Origin of the sequence: Providencia sp. PROV202, assembly GCF_028479565.1 — a bacterium.
GTDB classification, from domain to species: Bacteria; Pseudomonadota; Gammaproteobacteria; order Enterobacterales; family Enterobacteriaceae; genus Providencia; species Providencia zhijiangensis.
This window is the reverse complement of record NZ_JAMPNV010000006.1, coordinates 1-16873: the sequence shown is the minus strand read 5'-3', so window position 1 is coordinate 16873 and position 16873 is coordinate 1. Positions and strand designations below refer to the sequence as shown.

Sequence of the window (16873 nt, the reverse complement as noted above, 5' to 3'; positions counted from 1 at the left end):
TCGTCGCTGTTATTTATTCTGGAGGGATCATGCGTTTTTTTATTAATGCGTTAATTGTTTTATTCACTGTATTTTCTAGCAGCTTACAGGCTGCGGATACAGGCTGGTTGCAACCTGCAAACACGGGTTTTATGACCGCAAACACACCGAGCCATGTACAGGTTCGCTTGCTGAGCTCTGCACAAAAAGAGGGCAAGGTCGATATTTTACTGGATGTAAAACTCGATGATGGCTGGAAGACCTATTGGCGCTCACCGGGAGAAGGGGGCGTTGCACCGGAAATAAGCTGGTCTTCACCCGTCAAAACTGTGGAGTGGCTATGGCCAACGCCGGGGCGCTTTGATGTCGCTGGCGTGTCTACACAAGGTTATATGGGAGACGTGGTTTTCCCTATTACAGTCACCAGCAGTGAGCATCTTGATAAATTATCAGGCACACTGACATTATCTACGTGCAGCAATGTTTGTATTTTAACTGACTATCCATTTGAATTAGATCTCACTGAACCGGTTCCTGCGGATTTTAGCTGGGCATTTAATCAAGCAAAAGGCAGCGTGCCTGCGGCTAGTGGGCTTGTTGAACAGGCGCAATTTGGCTTTGCTGGCAATAAATTAACGGTAGAGTTGCAAAAAGCCGCCGATAATACGTGGATTGACCCACATCTGTTTACCGATGTTGTGGATGGCGCGAGCCTTGGGGTTCCATCCCTAAAATATTCTGGCAACAAATTAACCGCCACCATTGATGTTAGCGATGACTGGGGCGGCGAAGCGCCTAATCTTGTTGGTAAAACGGTTTCATTTGTCGTAGCGGACGGTGATTTATCTCAGCAAATTCATGGCAATGTCGTGCCTTATACCGGTTCTGCATCTGGGGATGACAGTGGACACGCGCTGGGTTTATGGCAGATAGTTCTATTTGCGCTACTTGGCGGTCTGATCCTGAACTTAATGCCGTGTGTCTTGCCTGTACTGGCGATGAAACTCGGCTCTGTCTTATTGGTTCCTCAAGGTGAACAAAATACCATTCGTCGGCAATTCTTGCTCTCTTCATCGGGGATCTTGGTCTCATTCTGGTTATTAGCCTTGTTGATGACATTCTTGCGATGGGGTCAGCAGGTTGTTGGTTGGGGAATTCAGTTTCAAAGCCCGTGGTTTATCGGCTTTATGGTGCTGATTACGGCGCTGTTTACCGCGAATTTATTTGGGTTGTTTGAAATTAACCTAGGCAGCAAAGCGAATACGCGCTTAGCCACTGCTGGTGGACAGGGTAATAGTGGGCATTTCTGGCAAGGGGTCTTCGCGACACTCTTAGCAACACCGTGTTCTGCACCCTTTTTGGGCACGGCTGTCGCCTTCGCACTGGCGGCACCAATGTCAGAGTTGTGGCTGATTTTCACGGCATTAGGTATCGGAATGAGCCTTCCGTGGCTATTGATTGCAGCGTTCCCTGTCATTGCGAAAGCGTTGCCGAAGCCGGGAACGTGGATGCTGAAATTGCGCGCTGTATTGGGCTTAATGATGTTGATTTCCTGCTTATGGTTAATCAGCTTATTAATTCCCCATTTTGGTGCAATGACCGCCACCGTTATCGCCGTACTGTTTTTATTAATCTTAGTGTTATTTATTCTTAAGAACCGAGGCATACGTGCGGCAATTTTCCCATTCCTATTATTCTCGGCATTGGGTGCTGGGTTTGCTTGGATGGCGATAGACCAACAACAAGGTCACCAAACGCTAGCTTCCGATAAGGTTCAATGGCAAACACTGTCTGAAGACGCAATCACACAAGCGCTGGCAGATAATAAACGTGTGTTTATTGATGTGACCGCAGACTGGTGTGTGACGTGTAAGGCGAATAAATATAACGTCCTACTTAATGATGAAATTCAGCACTTACTGAGTGAACCGGATGTCGTCGCGCTACGGGGTGATTGGACAAAACCGTCACCGGAAATATCGGCATTTTTGCAACGTCGAGGACAAGTAGCCGTGCCGTTTAACCAGATTTATGGCCCTAATCTGACAGAGGGGAAAATACTGTCAACAATACTTGATCGTGAAACTTTATTATCAATTATGACTGAGGCCAAAGGAGCCGAAAAATGAAAAAGACGATATTAGCTGTTTTATTTTCCTCACTAGTATTAGGGGCCACAGCACATGCAGCGCCACTGACTGCTGACCAAGAAGCACAAGTCCGTAAGTTGGTACGCGATACATTAGTTGAGAATCCAGAGATCCTTGAAGAAGCGATTGTGGCTTTACAAGCGAAGCAAGGCGAGAAACAGCAAGCGCAAATGAAACAGGTATTAAAAGATCAGCATGATGCCCTGTTTAATGACCCGACTAGCCCACGTATTGGCTCGAAAGACGCAAAATTAGTCTTGGTAAACTTTACTGACTTTAACTGCCCATACTGCAAACGTTTTGACCCACTGTTAGAAGATATTGTGAAGAAAAACCCGGATGTTGCAGTTGTCATCAAGTACCTGCCATTTAAAGGGGAAACCTCGCTGGAATCTTCGCAATTAGCGATGACTTTATGGCAAGAAAATCCAAAAGCGTTCTTAGCATTGCACCAAAAACTGATGGCGAAACAGGGCATGCTGTCGGATTCGAATATCAAAGAAGCGCTACAGGCAACCGGTAATGGTAAGTTAAAAGCGAGTGATAAGAGCCGTGCGGCTATCCGTAAAAACCTTGAGCTAGCTAATATGCTGGGTGTGAACGGCACACCGGCAACGTTAGTGGGTGATGAAATGATCCCAGGCGCTGTAGATGCACAAGAATTTGAACGCATCGTGAAAGAACAGCTCAGCAAAGCGAAATAATGGCGTGATGGGGAGACTCAAAAAGTGGTCGAAAGAGCTTCTCGTATTAGCGGTGATTTTGGTGATCGCTTTTACGGTGATGGACTTTTGGCGTAAGCCGCAAAGCCTTGCCCCCGTATTGTTAGAACCACTCACCCTTGCAACGGGTGAGGTGGTTTCTATCGCTGAACTCAGCCAAAAACAGCCAGTTTTAGTCTATTTCTGGGCAACATGGTGCGGTGTTTGCCGCTTCACATCGCCAACCGTTTCTGATTTAGCGAAATCAGGAGTTCCGGTGGTGACGATAGCACTGCGTTCGGGGGAATCTTCTCGACTGTTAGCCGGAATGGAAAAAAAGGAATTAGATTTTCCTGTAGTGAATGATACCAATGGTCAGTTGGCTGCACAGGTTGGCGTGACAGCAACACCGACCTTTATGATTATCGATAAAGGTGAAATGGTGAGTTTTACTTCTGGCTGGACGAGTTATCTGGGGCTGAAAAGCCGTTTATGGCTAGCTTCGTTTTAATGAAATGCCCTTGGTATCAGCATCAAGGGCATGAGGTTGTTGACAAAGCAGGATAAAAGCGTCGTTTTTCCTGCTTTGTGTTATCAGGCGAAAATCAATGAATTGATTTTCCTAGTTATTTTCAAAACCTATTCAACCTGCCACCAAACCTAGCCGGTTTGTCAGCAGTCTGATGCCCTTGGTAGGATTATCAAGGGCATTTTTCTTATCAAAATCTAATCTTAAACTCTCTCATCAAAATTCGAGATTACGAATAAACCGATAGTCAGCTGATTGTGATTTTAAGCGATAAAGATTGGCTGGACGTCCGCGTTCTTGGCGTTTTTCCCCTGTATCAATCAGTAAATCAGCTTGCTCTAAACGGCGGCGGAAGGATTTATTCTGTATGGCTTTGCCGATTAAAACTTCATGAACATGTTGCAGCTCGGCTAAGGTGAATACTTCCGGTAGCGCAAATCCCGGCACAATGGAATAAAGGGATTTCTGGCGTAAACGTTCGCGGGCTTGTAAATAAAGCTGGCGGTGATCGAAAGCCAGTGTCATGCCTTCAATTTCTTCGATGGAGACCCATTTAACGGAATGAACACTTTCAATGTGCGCTTCGCAGGCTTGGTGAGCAATAAGTGCAGTATAGCAGACTGTTACGGACCAGCCGCGAGGATCTCGCTCTGAATTTCCTACAGTACATAACTGCTCGATATAAGGAGGAACAACCCCCGTTTTCTCTTTTAGTTTGCGATATACCGTATCGTCTAACGTGGTATCACAATTTTCATCAACAAACCCACCCGGTAACCCCCATTGACCTTTTTGCGGGTAATTAGCGCGTTCCACAAGCAGCACTTTTAAGGTGTTTTCATGATAAGTGAATAATACGGTATCCACCGTGAGCAAAGGAGTTAAATAATCTTTCCGATCATAATTCGATAAAAACTCTTTTTCTGTCATGTGATTAAGATCCTTTCCCCTGTTTTTAGTCTTGCGTTAAATCATACGCGAAAATTTATTTAGTGTCATTAAGACATTTATGCGTTGACTTATTTATGTCTATAGGACAATAATTAATTAAGGTCATAAAGACACTAATTGATTTCACAAAGACACTAAGCGGGGTAGGACATGTTAAATTTTAAATACTTCAAATCAGATTCATCGACATTCATTATTCAATCCATCAATGGGGCAGTACGTAAGCAAGGTAAAGGATTAAGTTTTTGGTATAACGCAGATAAAACGTCCATTGCGGCATTACCTTTGAGCGCCCAAGAAGCGCCATTTATTTTTAATCTACAGACGGCGGATTTCCAAAGCTTACGTATTCAAGGACAAATTTCATTTCAGGTGAAATACCCAGAAAAAACAGCGGATGTCTTGAATTTTAACCTTGCTCAAGATGGTAAATCTTATGCGTCAGAAGACCCTTTAAAGCTGAGTGATAGGGTGGTTCGTAGTGCGCAAACTGTCATCCAAGCAAAAACGCAAAGTACCGATTTGCGAGATGCATTACTCATGGGGCAACCATTGGTGATGTTGGTTTCTCAACAACTGTCTGAGCATCCTGCTCTTGAATTGTTAGGTATAGAAATTTTGGATGTGGCTATTTCAGCTATTACACCGTCTCCTGAAACGCTCAAAGCGCTGGAAGCTCAAGCTCGGGAATCGATTTTGAAAGAAGCTGATGATGCGATTTATGCGAGACGCAAATTCTCCGTTGAGCAGGAAAGAACCATTAAAGAGGCTGAATTAGAAACAGATTTATCAGTACAAGCTAAGCAGCAGCAAATTGAAGAAGCCCGATTGGATAATGAGCGCACATTGCTGCGTGAACGTGCTGAAATTGAACAAGAAGAGTTGATAGCTCAGGTTAACTTGGAAGCTAAACGTAACGAGCTGGTGGCGCTGAGTGTTGAAAACCAACGTACTCAATCAGAAGCGGATGCTTATGCCATTGAAGCCAAAATGAAAGCCTATAGTCAATTGCCGGTGGAGAATTTGAAGGCGATGGCATTGGCGAAAATGAACCCAGAGCAGTTGATGGCGATGGCGTTTGAATCCTTGGCTCAAAACGCAGGTAAAATTGGTGAAATTAACTTCTCGCCAGATTTATTTGGTCAATTGATGAAAAAAGGAGCCAAACAATGAGTCAGCATGATGATGTTCGTTTTGTGTTGGTGATGCGAAAAACCCGTATGCAGGAGTTAATTGAGCGTTTCAATACCTGGTCACAAGCAAAATTTTACCTTGAACATAATGATGTTGAAGTGAGTGATTACCTACTTGAACATGATGTGTATCAGCGGCAGTTAATCCAAGCCGAGTCGGTGCTAAAAGGGATAGGGCGCTTTCAATTACTGGAAAGAAAACTGTTACCTAGCTACCAGTTTTCAGCACGAGATATCGTGGTAGTTATAGGGCAAGATGGTTTAGTGGCAAATACCCTCAAATACCTTAATGGACAGCCGGTGATCGCCATAAACCCAGAACCGACACGCTGGGATGGTAAATTACTGCCCTTTGAAATTGGACAGTTATCCGAGGTGGTGACGCGTACACTAACTGGAAAAGTGAATCAAAAATCTGTTACTTTTGCGCAAGCTACAACCAACGATGGACAAACGCTATTAGCCGTTAACGACCTATTTATAGGCCCTAAAAGCCATACATCCGCACGCTATAGAGTGAAATGGCAAGGGCAGCAAGAATTTCAATCGTCATCAGGGATTATTGTCTCGACAGGACTGGGGTCAACGGGATGGTTTCAATCTATTATTGCAGGGGCTCAGGCGATAGCAGGGACTCACTCTCATCCGTTATCGCAGGGATTTGGTTGGGATGAAAAACGGTTACAGTTCAGCGTAAGGGAACCTTTTCGCAGCCGAACGACAGGAACAGAATTAGTGTTTGGTACCATTGAGCAAACCTCGCCATTACAATTAGAGTCTTTAATGCCTGAAAATGGCGTAATTTTTTCCGATGGTATTGAAGATGATTATTTGAATTTCAACGCAGGTTGTATTGCCTCAATTGGGATAGCAGAAACGCAGGGGTTATTAATTGGTTAGATTAAAAAAAATCCCCGAATCATCAATCGAGATGTCGGGGATTTTTAATCAGTTTAACGCGTTAATTAATGGCGTTTTTGACGACGATTAAGGGTAAATCCGACAATACCAAATATAGCGACCAGACCCCACATCGGCCAGTTACTCCAACGAGCATAAGGGGTTAATCCCGTTGTTGGTGTGACTTCTGCAGCCAGTACCGCATCTTGGAATTGTGGCAGGATACCTTGAATGGAACCATCCGCATTAATGACCGCCGTTACGCCATTGTTGGTGGCGCGTAATAGCGGGCGACCAAGCTCTAATGAGCGCATTCTTGCCATTTGGAAATGCTGCCAAGGGCCAATCGACTCACCAAACCAAGCATCATTTGAAATTGTCAGTAAGTAGTCACTGTCAGGTTTGAAGTTATCTCTAACTTGAGTACCCAGAATAATTTCATAGCAAATGGTTGCTGTTAGATGAATATTACCAATCGCTAATTGAGGCTGTTGATAGTCTCCACGGCTAAAGCCTGACATCGGTAAATTAAAGAATGGCGCAAGTGGACGCAATAAATCTTCCAATGGGACGAACTCACCGAATGGGACTAAGTGATGTTTGTTATAGCGATTTTTAGTTGGGTAAAGGTAAGGTTTTCTATCTCCCAGTACAATGATGGAGTTATAGAATACCGAATCGCCATTGACGGGTTTAGCATCGACAGTACCTGTAATTAACCGCGTCTTAGTTTCATTCAGTAATGTGTCCAGCGCTTTGAGCCACGGCTGATTTTCCAATTCCACCACGGGAATGGCTGATTCAGGCCAAATAATCATATCGGCTTTGCCAATATAAGGGCTGGAAAGCTTGATATAGCGATCTTTGGTTTGCTGCAAAAAGCCCGCTTCCCATTTCATCGATTGAGGGATATTTCCCTGTACCAATGCCACTTCCATGGTTTTATCATTCAGAGGTGTGAACCACTGGACGTTTTTAGCTAACAGTGGAACCAGCAACAGCGCAGCAGCGCAAGCCAGAGGGATAAAGCGGCGGCGAATGGCTGCCAGAACGAGTAAGCCACTGATACTAAATAGCAGCAGGGTTATCATCTCAACACCAAAAATTGGTGCTAATGATTTCATCGGCCCATCAATCTGGGTATAACCAAATTGCAGCCATGGGAAGCCAGTCAGTACCCAACCACGCAGAAACTCTGTTACTTGCCACAGTGCAGGCGCCATCAAGACTAAGCGCCAAACATTGGCGTTGGGGGTGAGTTTATTGAGCAGCAGACCAAATAGGCCGGGGTACAGCGACAGATAGGCAGCCAGTAAGATAACGATAAATACGTTAACCGCATCCGGCATCCCGCCAAAATCGGCGATACTGACATATACCCAGTTGACACCGCTGCCAAATAAGCCAAATCCCCACGCGAACGCGATAGCAAAAGCTTGCTTGGCGGTTCTGTGTAGGGTTAATAGCTGGAGAAAGAAAATAGAAAGGAGAGCGGCAGGCCAGAAGTCAAAAGGCGAAAAAGCCAGTGTACCACTGGCTCCGAATAGTAAAGCCAGCAGCAGGCGTAGCCACTGGCTTTGATAAGTAGAGGATAAGTTCATTAACTCTGTTCTTCATCCAAAGTAGGCACTGGGGCATCGTCAGGAATTTTCACTTGAAGCAGTAAAATTCGACGGCTATCCGCCATGGAAACTTTAAACTGGTAGTTATCGATGGTTATGGTTTCACCACGGGATGGTAAGTGACCAAAGGCTTGCATGACTAAGCCCCCAACGGTATCTACCTCATCATCACTAAAATGCGTGCCAAAGGCGTCATTAAAGTCTTCGATTTGAGTCAAGGCGCGAACAGAGTACGAATGACGGCTCAGCTGGCGGATATCCACATCATCTTGGTCGTCATACTCGTCTTCAATCTCACCGACGATCAGCTCTAAAATATCTTCAATAGTCACTAAACCAGAGACACCGCCGAACTCATCAATCACGATGGCCATGTGGTAACGCTGGGAACGGAATTCTTTGAGTAAGCGGTCTACTCGTTTACTTTCAGGAACAACAACGGCCTGACGTAACACTTTATCAATACTGAATGGTTCTGCATCGGTACGCATAAATGGCAGTAAATCTTTTGCCATTAATAGCCCTTCAATATGATCTTTATCTTCGCTGATAACAGGGAAGCGAGAGTGGGCAGAATCGATGATGACATCGAGGCACTCATCAAGGCTTTGGTTACGTTTTAAGGTAACAATTTGAGAGCGAGGGATCATGATGTCACGTACCCGTTGATCAGCAATATCCATGACGCCTTCCAGCATTTCACGGGTATCCGGGTCAATTAAATCGTTTTGTTCAGAATCACGAATTAATTCGACCAAATCATCACGGTTTTTAGGTTCACCATGGAAAAGTTGGTTTAGCAATGCAAAAAAACCTTTCTTAGGCCCAGGGTTGTCACTACTCGAAGAGTTATCGTCGCTCATGGCGTTTAATTTATTATTCCTCAGTTAATTAGAAAAATCGCTAACCCATAGAGTTAGGTATGAATTGTTTAGCTTAAAACATTTTGTTTAGCGAAACAATTTATGGGTTAGCGTTGAAGCATATTCTTTACGTTTACAGACATCGTTTTACGTCTAAAAATGCTTGTTAACGTTAAAAATTATAGAGAGCTCACTCTTTTTCCGCAAGATACGGATCGGCATAACCCATTTCTGCGAGGATCTCGGTTTCTAATCCTTCCATTTCTTCAGCTTCATCATCTTCAATATGATCATAACCGAGTAAATGCAGGCAACCGTGAATCACCATGTGCGCCCAATGTTCTTCTTCACTTTTTTGCTGCTCGGCGGCTTCTTGTTCCACAACTTGGCGGCAAATAATTAAATCTCCTAACAACGGGAGCTCCACTTCAGGTGGCGCTTCAAATGGGAATGACAGCACGTTAGTCGGTTTATCTTTTCCACGGTAAGTCAGATTTAATTCATGGCTTTCGGCTTCGTCAACAATACGGATAGTGACTTCACTTTCAGCTTGAAACTTGGGTAATACCGCATTGACCCAGCGTTGAAACATCGCTTCAGAGGGTAAACCGTCGGTATTTTCGCTCGCTATTTGTAAATCGAGAATAACATCGCTCATTTAGTGATTTTCCTGCTTTTCAAGCTCACGTTGTTGCTCTTTTTCTTCTTTCAGTTGCTGGCGACGTTTGCTGTCTTGTTCTTCCCATGCTTCATAAGCCATGACAACTTTTGCCACGACAGGGTGACGCACCACGTCTTCGCTATGGAAGAAATTAAAGCTTAAATCATCCACGTTCGACAACACTTCGATGGCGTGTCTTAAACCGGATTTGCTGCCTCTTGGCAAGTCGACCTGAGTAATATCCCCAGTGACGACGGCTTTAGAGTTAAAACCAATACGGGTTAAAAACATTTTCATCTGTTCGATGGTGGTGTTTTGGCTCTCATCTAAAATGATAAACGCATCGTTCAGTGTACGACCGCGCATGTAAGCCAGTGGGGCGACTTCAATCACATTACGTTCAATCAGTTTTTCAACTTTTTCAAAACCGAGCATTTCAAACAGCGCGTCGTATAGCGGGCGTAAATAAGGGTCCACTTTCTGGCTTAAATCACCCGGCAAGAAACCCAGTTTTTCGCCAGCTTCAACCGCAGGGCGGGTGAGTAGAATTCGGCGCACTTCTTGGCGTTCTAATGCATCGACGGCTGCTGCAACAGCAAGGTAAGTTTTACCCGTTCCCGCAGGACCAATCCCAAATGTAATATCGTGATCTAAGATATTGGCAATGTACTGCGCTTGATTTGGGGTACGAGGTTTGATCACGCCGCGCTTGGTCTTGATATTCACGGCTTTACCATAGTCAGGTACGCTTTCTGCGGATTGCTCAAGCACTCGGCTATCGACAATGGCAAGGTGAATATTTTCAGGATCAATGTCAGGGATCACACCGCGGATTGGCGCGGTATCAACGTACAGCTGGCGTAAAATCTTACTGGCAGCTTGGATATTAAGTGCTTTACCCGAAAGCTTAAAACGGTTGTCTCGGCGATTGATTTCAATACCGAGACGACGCTCTAATTGCTTAATATTGTCGTCAAATGGCCCGCAGAGGCTCATTAAACGCTGATTATCTGCGGGCTCTAAGAAAATCTCTTGTGTTGCGACTTGCAAAGGTTTGTTATCGGTCACTGAGTATCCTATCTTTAGGGTTGGAAGTTACCAACGCCAAGTTCATCTTCTTTACGGGTACGTGCAATCACGGATTCTGGGGACTCATGAACACGCAGATCCATTTGATCTTCGGTACGAATCACTTTACCGCGTAAAGAGTTGGTATAAACATCGACGATTTCGACATCAACAAATTTACCGATCATGTCCGGAGTGCCTTCAAAGTTCACTACGCGGTTATTTTCGGTACGACCTGAAAGCTCCATCACATTTTTACGTGAAGTACCTTCCACTAAAATACGTTGTACTGTTCCCAGCATGGCACGGCTGAAGCTCATTGCTTGCTGATTAATGCGCTGTTGCAGCAGATACAGACGCTGTTTTTTCTCGTCTTCGCTAACATCATCCGGTAAATCCGCCGCTGGCGTACCTGGACGTGCGGAGTAGACGAAGCTGTAGCTCATATCAAAATTCACGTCTGCAATCAGCTTCATGGTTTTTTCGAAATCATCGTTGGTTTCCCCTGGGAAGCCAACAATAAAGTCGGAGCTGATCAGAATACCCGGGCGCGCTTCACGTAATTTACGGATAATCGCCTTATATTCCAATGCAGTATGCGCACGTTTCATCATGGTGAGTACGCGGTCAGAGCCACTTTGGACTGGTAAGTGTAAGAAACTTACTAGCTCAGGGGTATCGCGATACACTTCGATGATGTCATCGGTAAATTCAATTGGGTGGCTAGTGGTGAAGCGTACGCGGTCAATACCATCGATAGAGGCCACTAAACGTAATAATTCGGCAAATGAGCAGATTTCACCGTCGAACGTCTCGCCACGGTAGGCGTTAACGTTTTGACCCAGTAAATTCACTTCACGTACGCCTTGCGCCGCTAACTGTGCAATTTCAAATAGGATGTCGTCACAAGGGCGGCTAACTTCTTCGCCGCGTGTGTATGGCACAACGCAGAACGTACAGTATTTGTTGCAGCCTTCCATGATAGAAACGAACGCGGTTGGGCCTTCAGCGCGAGGTTCTGGCAGGCGGTCGAATTTTTCAATTTCAGGGAAGCTAATATCAATAATTGGGCTGCGGTTACCTTGAATTTGGTTAATCATTTCCGGCAAACGGTGCAGAGTTTGCGGGCCGAAAACGATATCAACGCAAGGTGCGCGCTGGCGAATAAAATCGCCTTCTTGGGATGCGACGCAGCCACCGACACCAATGATGATGTCAGGGTTTTTGTCTTTGAAGAATTTCCAACGACCAAGCTGGTGGAACACCTTTTCTTGGGCTTTTTCGCGGATCGAACAAGTGTTTAATAACAACAGATCTGCTTCTTCAGCAATTTCAGTCAGTTGATAGCCGTGGGTGCTTTCTAATAAAGAGACCATTTTAGATGAATCGTATTCGTTCATCTGGCAGCCCCAAGTTTTCATATATAACTTTTTATTTGTCGACATGTCGTGTATCCGGTGTTTTCGAGGTCTAAAATGGGGACTTCGAAACGCGTTGTAAATCCAAAGTCCTACCCTATGATGATGGGGAAATTCACCGCATTTTGATTAAGAACAGCGTTCTGTATTGGATTAAATGCAAAAATCACCCAGTAATAACATGCTAAAATAATATCATCACCAAATACTTAAGGGCAGGCTATTTGCCTATTGTTTTAAAGATTGACGAGTATTGTATTCATTTGAGGCATCAGTGACCAGAGCCCGAGCGTAGATATTGCCTGCGGGGGTAAGAATTTTTCGGTATACTAAATAAATCAAACAGTTAATAGTAGCTATCATGATGAATAAACTAACTGAATTTTATGATGTTGTTGTGGTTGGTGCGGGAATGACCGGTGCCGCAGCGGCATTAGGGTTCGCCCAAGAAGGGATGAAAGTGGCTTTACTTGAGAAAGCCCAGCCTACCGAATTTGATGGGAGCAGTACGCCAGATGTGCGTATCTCGGCCATCAGCAGTGCCTCTATTGAATTGCTAAAGCAATTAGGGGCATGGAAACATGTAGAAGCGATGCGCAGCACGCCTTATCGTGAATTAGAAACTTGGGAAGAGCCGGGCAGCAATGTGATTTTTGATGCCAAAAGTTTAGGCTTACCTGAGCTTGGCTTTATGGTGGAAAACCGCGTTTTACAGTTGGCATTGTGGCGAGAGTGCGAACAGTACAGCAACCTTGAGTTAGTCTGCCCTGCGACGTTGGTGAATTTACATCAACCTCATGGGCAAAAACACTGGGTGGTTGACTTGGAAGATGGGCGCGTTCTGGAAACCAAACTGGTAGTTGGCGCGGATGGTGCTAATTCTCAAGTGCGTAAAATGGCGGGTATTGGAAGCCGAGGTTGGCAATATCGCCAATCTTGTATGCTGATCACTATCCAAACGGATACGCCGCAGCAAGACCGTACATGGCAACAGTTTTTCCCATCAGGCCCAAGGGCATTTTTACCGCTGTATGATAACTGGGCATCCCTTGTGTGGTATGACAGCCCTGCTAAGATTCGCCGTTTGCAAAGTCTATCTATGGAGCAACTTACTGGTGCTATCTCGGAAGCGTTCCCAGAGCGACTCGGTGCAGTAAAAGCCATCGCATCGGGCGCATTTCCTTTAACTCGCCACCATGCAAGCCGCTATGTGATGGATGGTTTGGTGCTGATTGGTGATGCGGCGCATACTATCAACCCGTTAGCAGGTCAGGGGGTAAACCTCGGTTATCGCGATGTGGATGTGTTATTGAAGGTCATTTACCAAGCGCGTGAGTGTGTTGAGGCATGGGAGTCTTTGGATGTGCTTAAGCGCTATCAGCGACGCCGTTTACCTGACAACCTAGTGATGCAGGCGGGAATGGATATTTTCTATATGGCGTTCAGCGAGAATTTACCGGGTTTGAAAATGCTGAGAAACTTTGGCTTGATGACCGCGCAGCGTGCAGGCGAGGCGAAGAAATTAGCCCTGAAATATGCGCTTGGGCTGTAGCCTAACCCGTTTATGGTATTAATTTCTGTATCATAATCCGTTACCCAGATGTTTTGTCTGGGTAACTTTCCCGTTATTCACTATCTTCTTCGGTATTTAAGCCTTGCTCTCTCTTATCCAATAGCGGGATCCCATATTTTTCTCCCCACTCTTGCAGTGCATTAATCACCGCACTTAAAGATTCACCCGCAGGGGTCATTGAGTACTCAACTTTAGGCGGTACTTCGGGATAGACATGACGAGTAATTAGCCCGTCATTTTCGAGTTCTCGTAATTGTTTGGTCAGCATGCGCGGTGTAATGAAAACTAATTTCCTTTTTATTTCATTAAATCGCAGCGTTTTTCCCTGTAAATGATACAGGATCACGCCTTTCCCTTTTCCTCCCATTAGCTCTAATGAGGCTTCTACAGGGCATCCATCGTAGGTGTAGTTTGTGTAGCGTCTTTTTTTGATAGTATCCATTTGTATAGTATATGCCATTAATGTGCGTACTTGTCTGTTTGTACTTTTAACATTAGGATGTTCAAAATTCAATACAGTTTATTTAACTTAGAGGATCCCATGAACTTAATTAATGTTTTAAATACCCGTTATGCAACGAAAAGCTTTGACCCGAATAAAACGATTTCTGATGAAACTCTGACTGAGATAAAAGCGTTGCTCCAATTAAGCCCTTCGAGTGTCAACGTGCAACCTTGGCATTTCTTGATGGTAAGTAGCCCTGAAGCAAAACAAAAAATCATCAATGCGACGGCTGGCGGGTACTCATTCAATGAGGAAAAAATTCGCAATGCATCTCATGTCATTGTGATGTGTGGAAAAACAGAGTTGCCTGAGGATTATTTACTGCATCTTTTAGATCTCGAAGATGAAGAAGGGCGATATCTGAAAAGCGAATTTAAAGAGCAGAATCATATGGCTCGTTCATTTTTTGTGAATTTACATAAGAATGAATTGAAGGATTTGCCGCATTGGATAGAAAAACAAGTTTACTTGAATATGGGAGCTTTATTATTAGGTGCGGCGGTTTTAGGGGTTGATGCCCTGCCGATGGAAGGTCTCGATTTTTCAATTCTTAATGATGAGTTTGGTTTGAATGAGAAAGGGCTAAATGCGGTGACCGTGGTTGCGCTGGGTTATAAAACTGAAGATGATTTTAATTCTGCTTTACCGAAAGTGCGCCGTCCATTGAATGAAATAGTCACTGAGCTTTAATTTTTTTGGTAAAAAAATAAGCCGCGATTGCGGCTTATTTTCGTTATAAGGGTAATAAATTACTTATTATTTGCAATATCGACAGATGTCGTTGGCTGTACTACATCTTCTTCCGTGATGATTGAATCTAACGATTCACCTTTGGATGAGAATGCATGAGCTAGTTTTTCGGTATCTAACTCTTTTTCCCAACGTGCAACCACGATACAGGCGCAAGCGTTACCGACTAAGTTGGTCAGTGCACGGCACTCAGACATAAAGCGGTCGATACCCAGAATCAGTGCCATACCTGCAACAGGAATGCTTGGCACCACCATCAGCGTTGCCGCTAAAGTAATGAAGCCTGCACCGGTTACACCTGCCGCACCTTTAGAGCTGATCATCGCAACTAACAGCAGGGAAATTTGCTCCCAAAGTGTTAATTCAATATTGGTCGCTTGAGCAATAAACAGTGCCGCCATCGTCATATAGATATTGGTGCCGTCGAGGTTAAATGAATAACCGGTAGGGATCACTAATCCAACGACGGATTTTTCACAACCCGCATGTTCCATTTTTCTCATTAAGCTTGGTAATGCCGCTTCAGAGGAAGAGGTACCCAGCACTAACCATAATTCATCTTTGATGTATTTGATCAGTTCAATAATCGAGAAGCCGTTATATTTTGCCACTGCGCCCAGCACCACCAAAATGAACAGCAGTGAGGTGATGTAGAACGTCATGATCAGCATCATTAAGTTGCCAATAGACGAAATACCGTATTTACCAATGGTAAATGCCATCGCACCAAATGCGCCGATAGGTGCCAGTTTCATCAACATAGCAACCATTTTGAATACTGGTTCAGAGAAGTTTTGCAGCAGTTTAACGATAGGCTCACCGTGTTTACCGGTTGCTGCCAATGCTAAACCAAAAATCACCGAAATAAATAGGACTTGCAGAATGTTTCCGTTCACCAATGGGCTAATCACGGTGTCAGGAATAATATTCATGAAGAAGCCAACGATGGAAGATTCGTGCGCTTTTTCGACATAACCAGCAACTTTCGCATTATCTAAGGTTGCAGGGTCGATATTCAGTCCAGAACCAGGCTGGATGATGTTGGCGACGATTAAACCAATAATCAGGGCGACGGTTGAGAACGTGATGAAGTACAGCATCGCTTTACCAGCAACACTACCGACGGCTTTCATGTTGGTCATGCCTGAAATACCAGTTACAACCGTTAAGAAAATGACGGGAGCAATAATCATTTTCACGATTTTAATAAACGCATCACCCAACGGTTTTAATGACTCTCCGATGTCTGGGAAAAAATGCCCAAGAGCAATACCGAGAGTGATGGCGACAATGACCTGCACATATAAAATTTTATATAGTGGTTGTTTTATTATGTTTCGCATAAGTTTTCTCTGTAAAAATATTGTGTTAGAGCAATTATAATTATTGGTTTTTTAGAACATTGTTTTTATAAACAACTAAGCAGAGATGGATTGGAAAGTTGGACTGATAATTTAAGACGAAAGGGGGCTTACGTATTACTAATCTAATCTAACTACAATTCGCCGCAAGATTACCACTTTATTTGGTTACATGAAAATGACTGATATCACACTTCCGATATAAAGGTTGCGTAAAGGTAAATGGGATGTGTTAAATGTTTTTTAAAAGGTTAAAAGAAAATTTAAAGGCAGGATGATAGTTTTAAAAAGCATTAAATAAATAACGCATTAAGTTTATTTACTTAATTTTTTAAATTGTTTTGAGAGTGTTTTTTGATGATGAATACAGAAGAGGATGGCTGGGGTACCAGGATTCGAACCTGGGGATGCCAGGATCAAAACCTGGTGCCTTACCGCTTGGCGATACCCCAACAACAAAAAAGAAATGGTAGCTACGACGGGATTCGAACCTGTGACCCCAACATTATGAGTGTTGTGCTCTAACCAACTGAGCTACATAGCCATTGTATTTTCTTTACTGTGTGATTTTACTACTTGGTAGGATAATAGATGGCTGGGGTACCAGGATTCGAACCTGGGGATGCCAGGATCAAAACCTGGTGCCTTA

The 16873-nt window shown here is 44.2% G+C and carries 15 protein-coding genes and 2 tRNA genes; 7 read left to right on the top strand and 10 right to left on the bottom strand.

Features of this window, described 5'->3' with window-relative positions; genetic code table 11:
• The first annotated feature begins 29 nt into the window (after nt 1-29).
• From PR799_RS04305 to PR799_RS04295, 3 genes are read left to right on the top strand one after another with little or no spacing between them, the layout of a single operon-like run.
• Nucleotides 30-2108, top strand: a complete 2079-nt coding sequence (locus PR799_RS04305; RefSeq protein ID WP_272521336.1) for a protein-disulfide reductase DsbD family protein — start codon at nt 30-32, stop codon at nt 2106-2108.
• On the top strand, nt 2105-2833 hold the full coding sequence (locus PR799_RS04300) for a DsbA family protein (RefSeq protein WP_154604619.1): 729 nt from the start codon (nt 2105-2107) through the stop codon (nt 2831-2833). The genes PR799_RS04305 and PR799_RS04300 overlap by 4 nt, the downstream gene beginning before the upstream one ends.
• Nucleotides 2834-2840: 7 nt before the next feature.
• Nucleotides 2841-3341: a protein disulfide oxidoreductase gene (locus tag PR799_RS04295; protein WP_272521335.1), complete on the top strand. Its 501-nt coding sequence runs from the start codon at nt 2841-2843 to the stop codon at nt 3339-3341.
• Between the two features lie 234 nt (nt 3342-3575).
• Here PR799_RS04295 and PR799_RS04290 read toward each other — a convergent pair whose 3' ends face one another.
• The gene (locus PR799_RS04290) at nt 3576-4289 is read right to left on the bottom strand and encodes an NUDIX domain-containing protein (protein ID WP_272521334.1); all 714 of its coding nucleotides are present in this window, start codon (nt 4287-4289) and stop codon (nt 3576-3578) included.
• Nucleotides 4290-4460: 171 nt separating this feature from the next.
• Between PR799_RS04290 and PR799_RS04285 the strand changes: the two genes are divergently transcribed.
• Nucleotides 4461-5483, top strand: coding sequence for an SPFH domain-containing protein (locus PR799_RS04285; RefSeq protein ID WP_272521333.1), 1023 nt, complete (start codon nt 4461-4463; stop codon nt 5481-5483).
• Nucleotides 5480-6403 (top strand): sugar kinase, encoded by a 924-nt coding sequence (locus tag PR799_RS04280; RefSeq protein ID WP_154628706.1) that lies wholly within the window; start codon nt 5480-5482, stop codon nt 6401-6403. The genes PR799_RS04285 and PR799_RS04280 overlap by 4 nt, the downstream gene beginning before the upstream one ends.
• A gap of 65 nt (nt 6404-6468) precedes the next feature.
• Here PR799_RS04280 and lnt read toward each other — a convergent pair whose 3' ends face one another.
• From lnt to miaB, 5 genes are all read right to left on the bottom strand, one after another.
• The gene (gene lnt, locus PR799_RS04275) at nt 6469-8004 is read right to left on the bottom strand and encodes an apolipoprotein N-acyltransferase (protein WP_272521332.1); all 1536 of its coding nucleotides are present in this window, start codon (nt 8002-8004) and stop codon (nt 6469-6471) included.
• Nucleotides 8004-8888 (bottom strand): CNNM family magnesium/cobalt transport protein CorC, encoded by an 885-nt coding sequence (corC, locus tag PR799_RS04270; protein WP_272521331.1) that lies wholly within the window; start codon nt 8886-8888, stop codon nt 8004-8006. The genes lnt and corC overlap by 1 nt, the downstream gene beginning before the upstream one ends.
• Nucleotides 8889-9078: 190 nt before the next feature.
• Complete coding sequence (gene ybeY / locus PR799_RS04265; protein WP_154628703.1) at nt 9079-9546, bottom strand: rRNA maturation RNase YbeY; 468 nt, start codon at nt 9544-9546, stop codon at nt 9079-9081.
• Nucleotides 9547-10545 (bottom strand): PhoH family protein, encoded by a 999-nt coding sequence (locus PR799_RS04260; RefSeq protein WP_225577265.1) that lies wholly within the window; start codon nt 10543-10545, stop codon nt 9547-9549.
• Between the two features lie 86 nt (nt 10546-10631).
• Entirely contained in the window at nt 10632-12062 is a 1431-nt protein-coding gene (gene miaB / locus PR799_RS04255; protein ID WP_154628702.1) for a tRNA (N6-isopentenyl adenosine(37)-C2)-methylthiotransferase MiaB, read from the bottom strand.
• Nucleotides 12063-12399: 337 nt separating this feature from the next.
• Between miaB and ubiF the strand changes: the two genes are divergently transcribed.
• Nucleotides 12400-13587: a 3-demethoxyubiquinol 3-hydroxylase gene (gene ubiF, locus PR799_RS04250; RefSeq protein WP_272521350.1), complete on the top strand. Its 1188-nt coding sequence runs from the start codon at nt 12400-12402 to the stop codon at nt 13585-13587.
• A 73-nt stretch (nt 13588-13660) separates the two neighbouring features.
• Here ubiF and PR799_RS04245 read toward each other — a convergent pair whose 3' ends face one another.
• Nucleotides 13661-14050, bottom strand: a complete 390-nt coding sequence (locus tag PR799_RS04245; protein ID WP_272521330.1) for a winged helix-turn-helix transcriptional regulator — start codon at nt 14048-14050, stop codon at nt 13661-13663.
• A 99-nt stretch (nt 14051-14149) separates the two neighbouring features.
• On the opposite strand from PR799_RS04245, the gene nfsB reads away from it, so the two are divergent.
• A complete protein-coding gene (gene nfsB, locus PR799_RS04240) occupies nt 14150-14803 on the top strand; it encodes an oxygen-insensitive NAD(P)H nitroreductase (protein WP_272521329.1) in 654 nt (217 codons plus the stop codon).
• A gap of 59 nt (nt 14804-14862) precedes the next feature.
• Here nfsB and PR799_RS04235 read toward each other — a convergent pair whose 3' ends face one another.
• The 3 genes from PR799_RS04235 to PR799_RS04225 all read right to left on the bottom strand — a co-directional run bounded on the left by PR799_RS04235 (nt 14863) and on the right by PR799_RS04225 (nt 16768).
• Nucleotides 14863-16206 (bottom strand): dicarboxylate/amino acid:cation symporter, encoded by a 1344-nt coding sequence (locus tag PR799_RS04235; protein ID WP_272521328.1) that lies wholly within the window; start codon nt 16204-16206, stop codon nt 14863-14865.
• Nucleotides 16207-16601: 395 nt separating this feature from the next.
• Nucleotides 16602-16676: transfer RNA gene (locus tag PR799_RS04230), tRNA-Gln, on the bottom strand.
• A 15-nt stretch (nt 16677-16691) separates the two neighbouring features.
• Nucleotides 16692-16768, bottom strand: a tRNA-Met gene (locus tag PR799_RS04225).
• Nucleotides 16769-16873 lie beyond the last annotated feature (105 nt).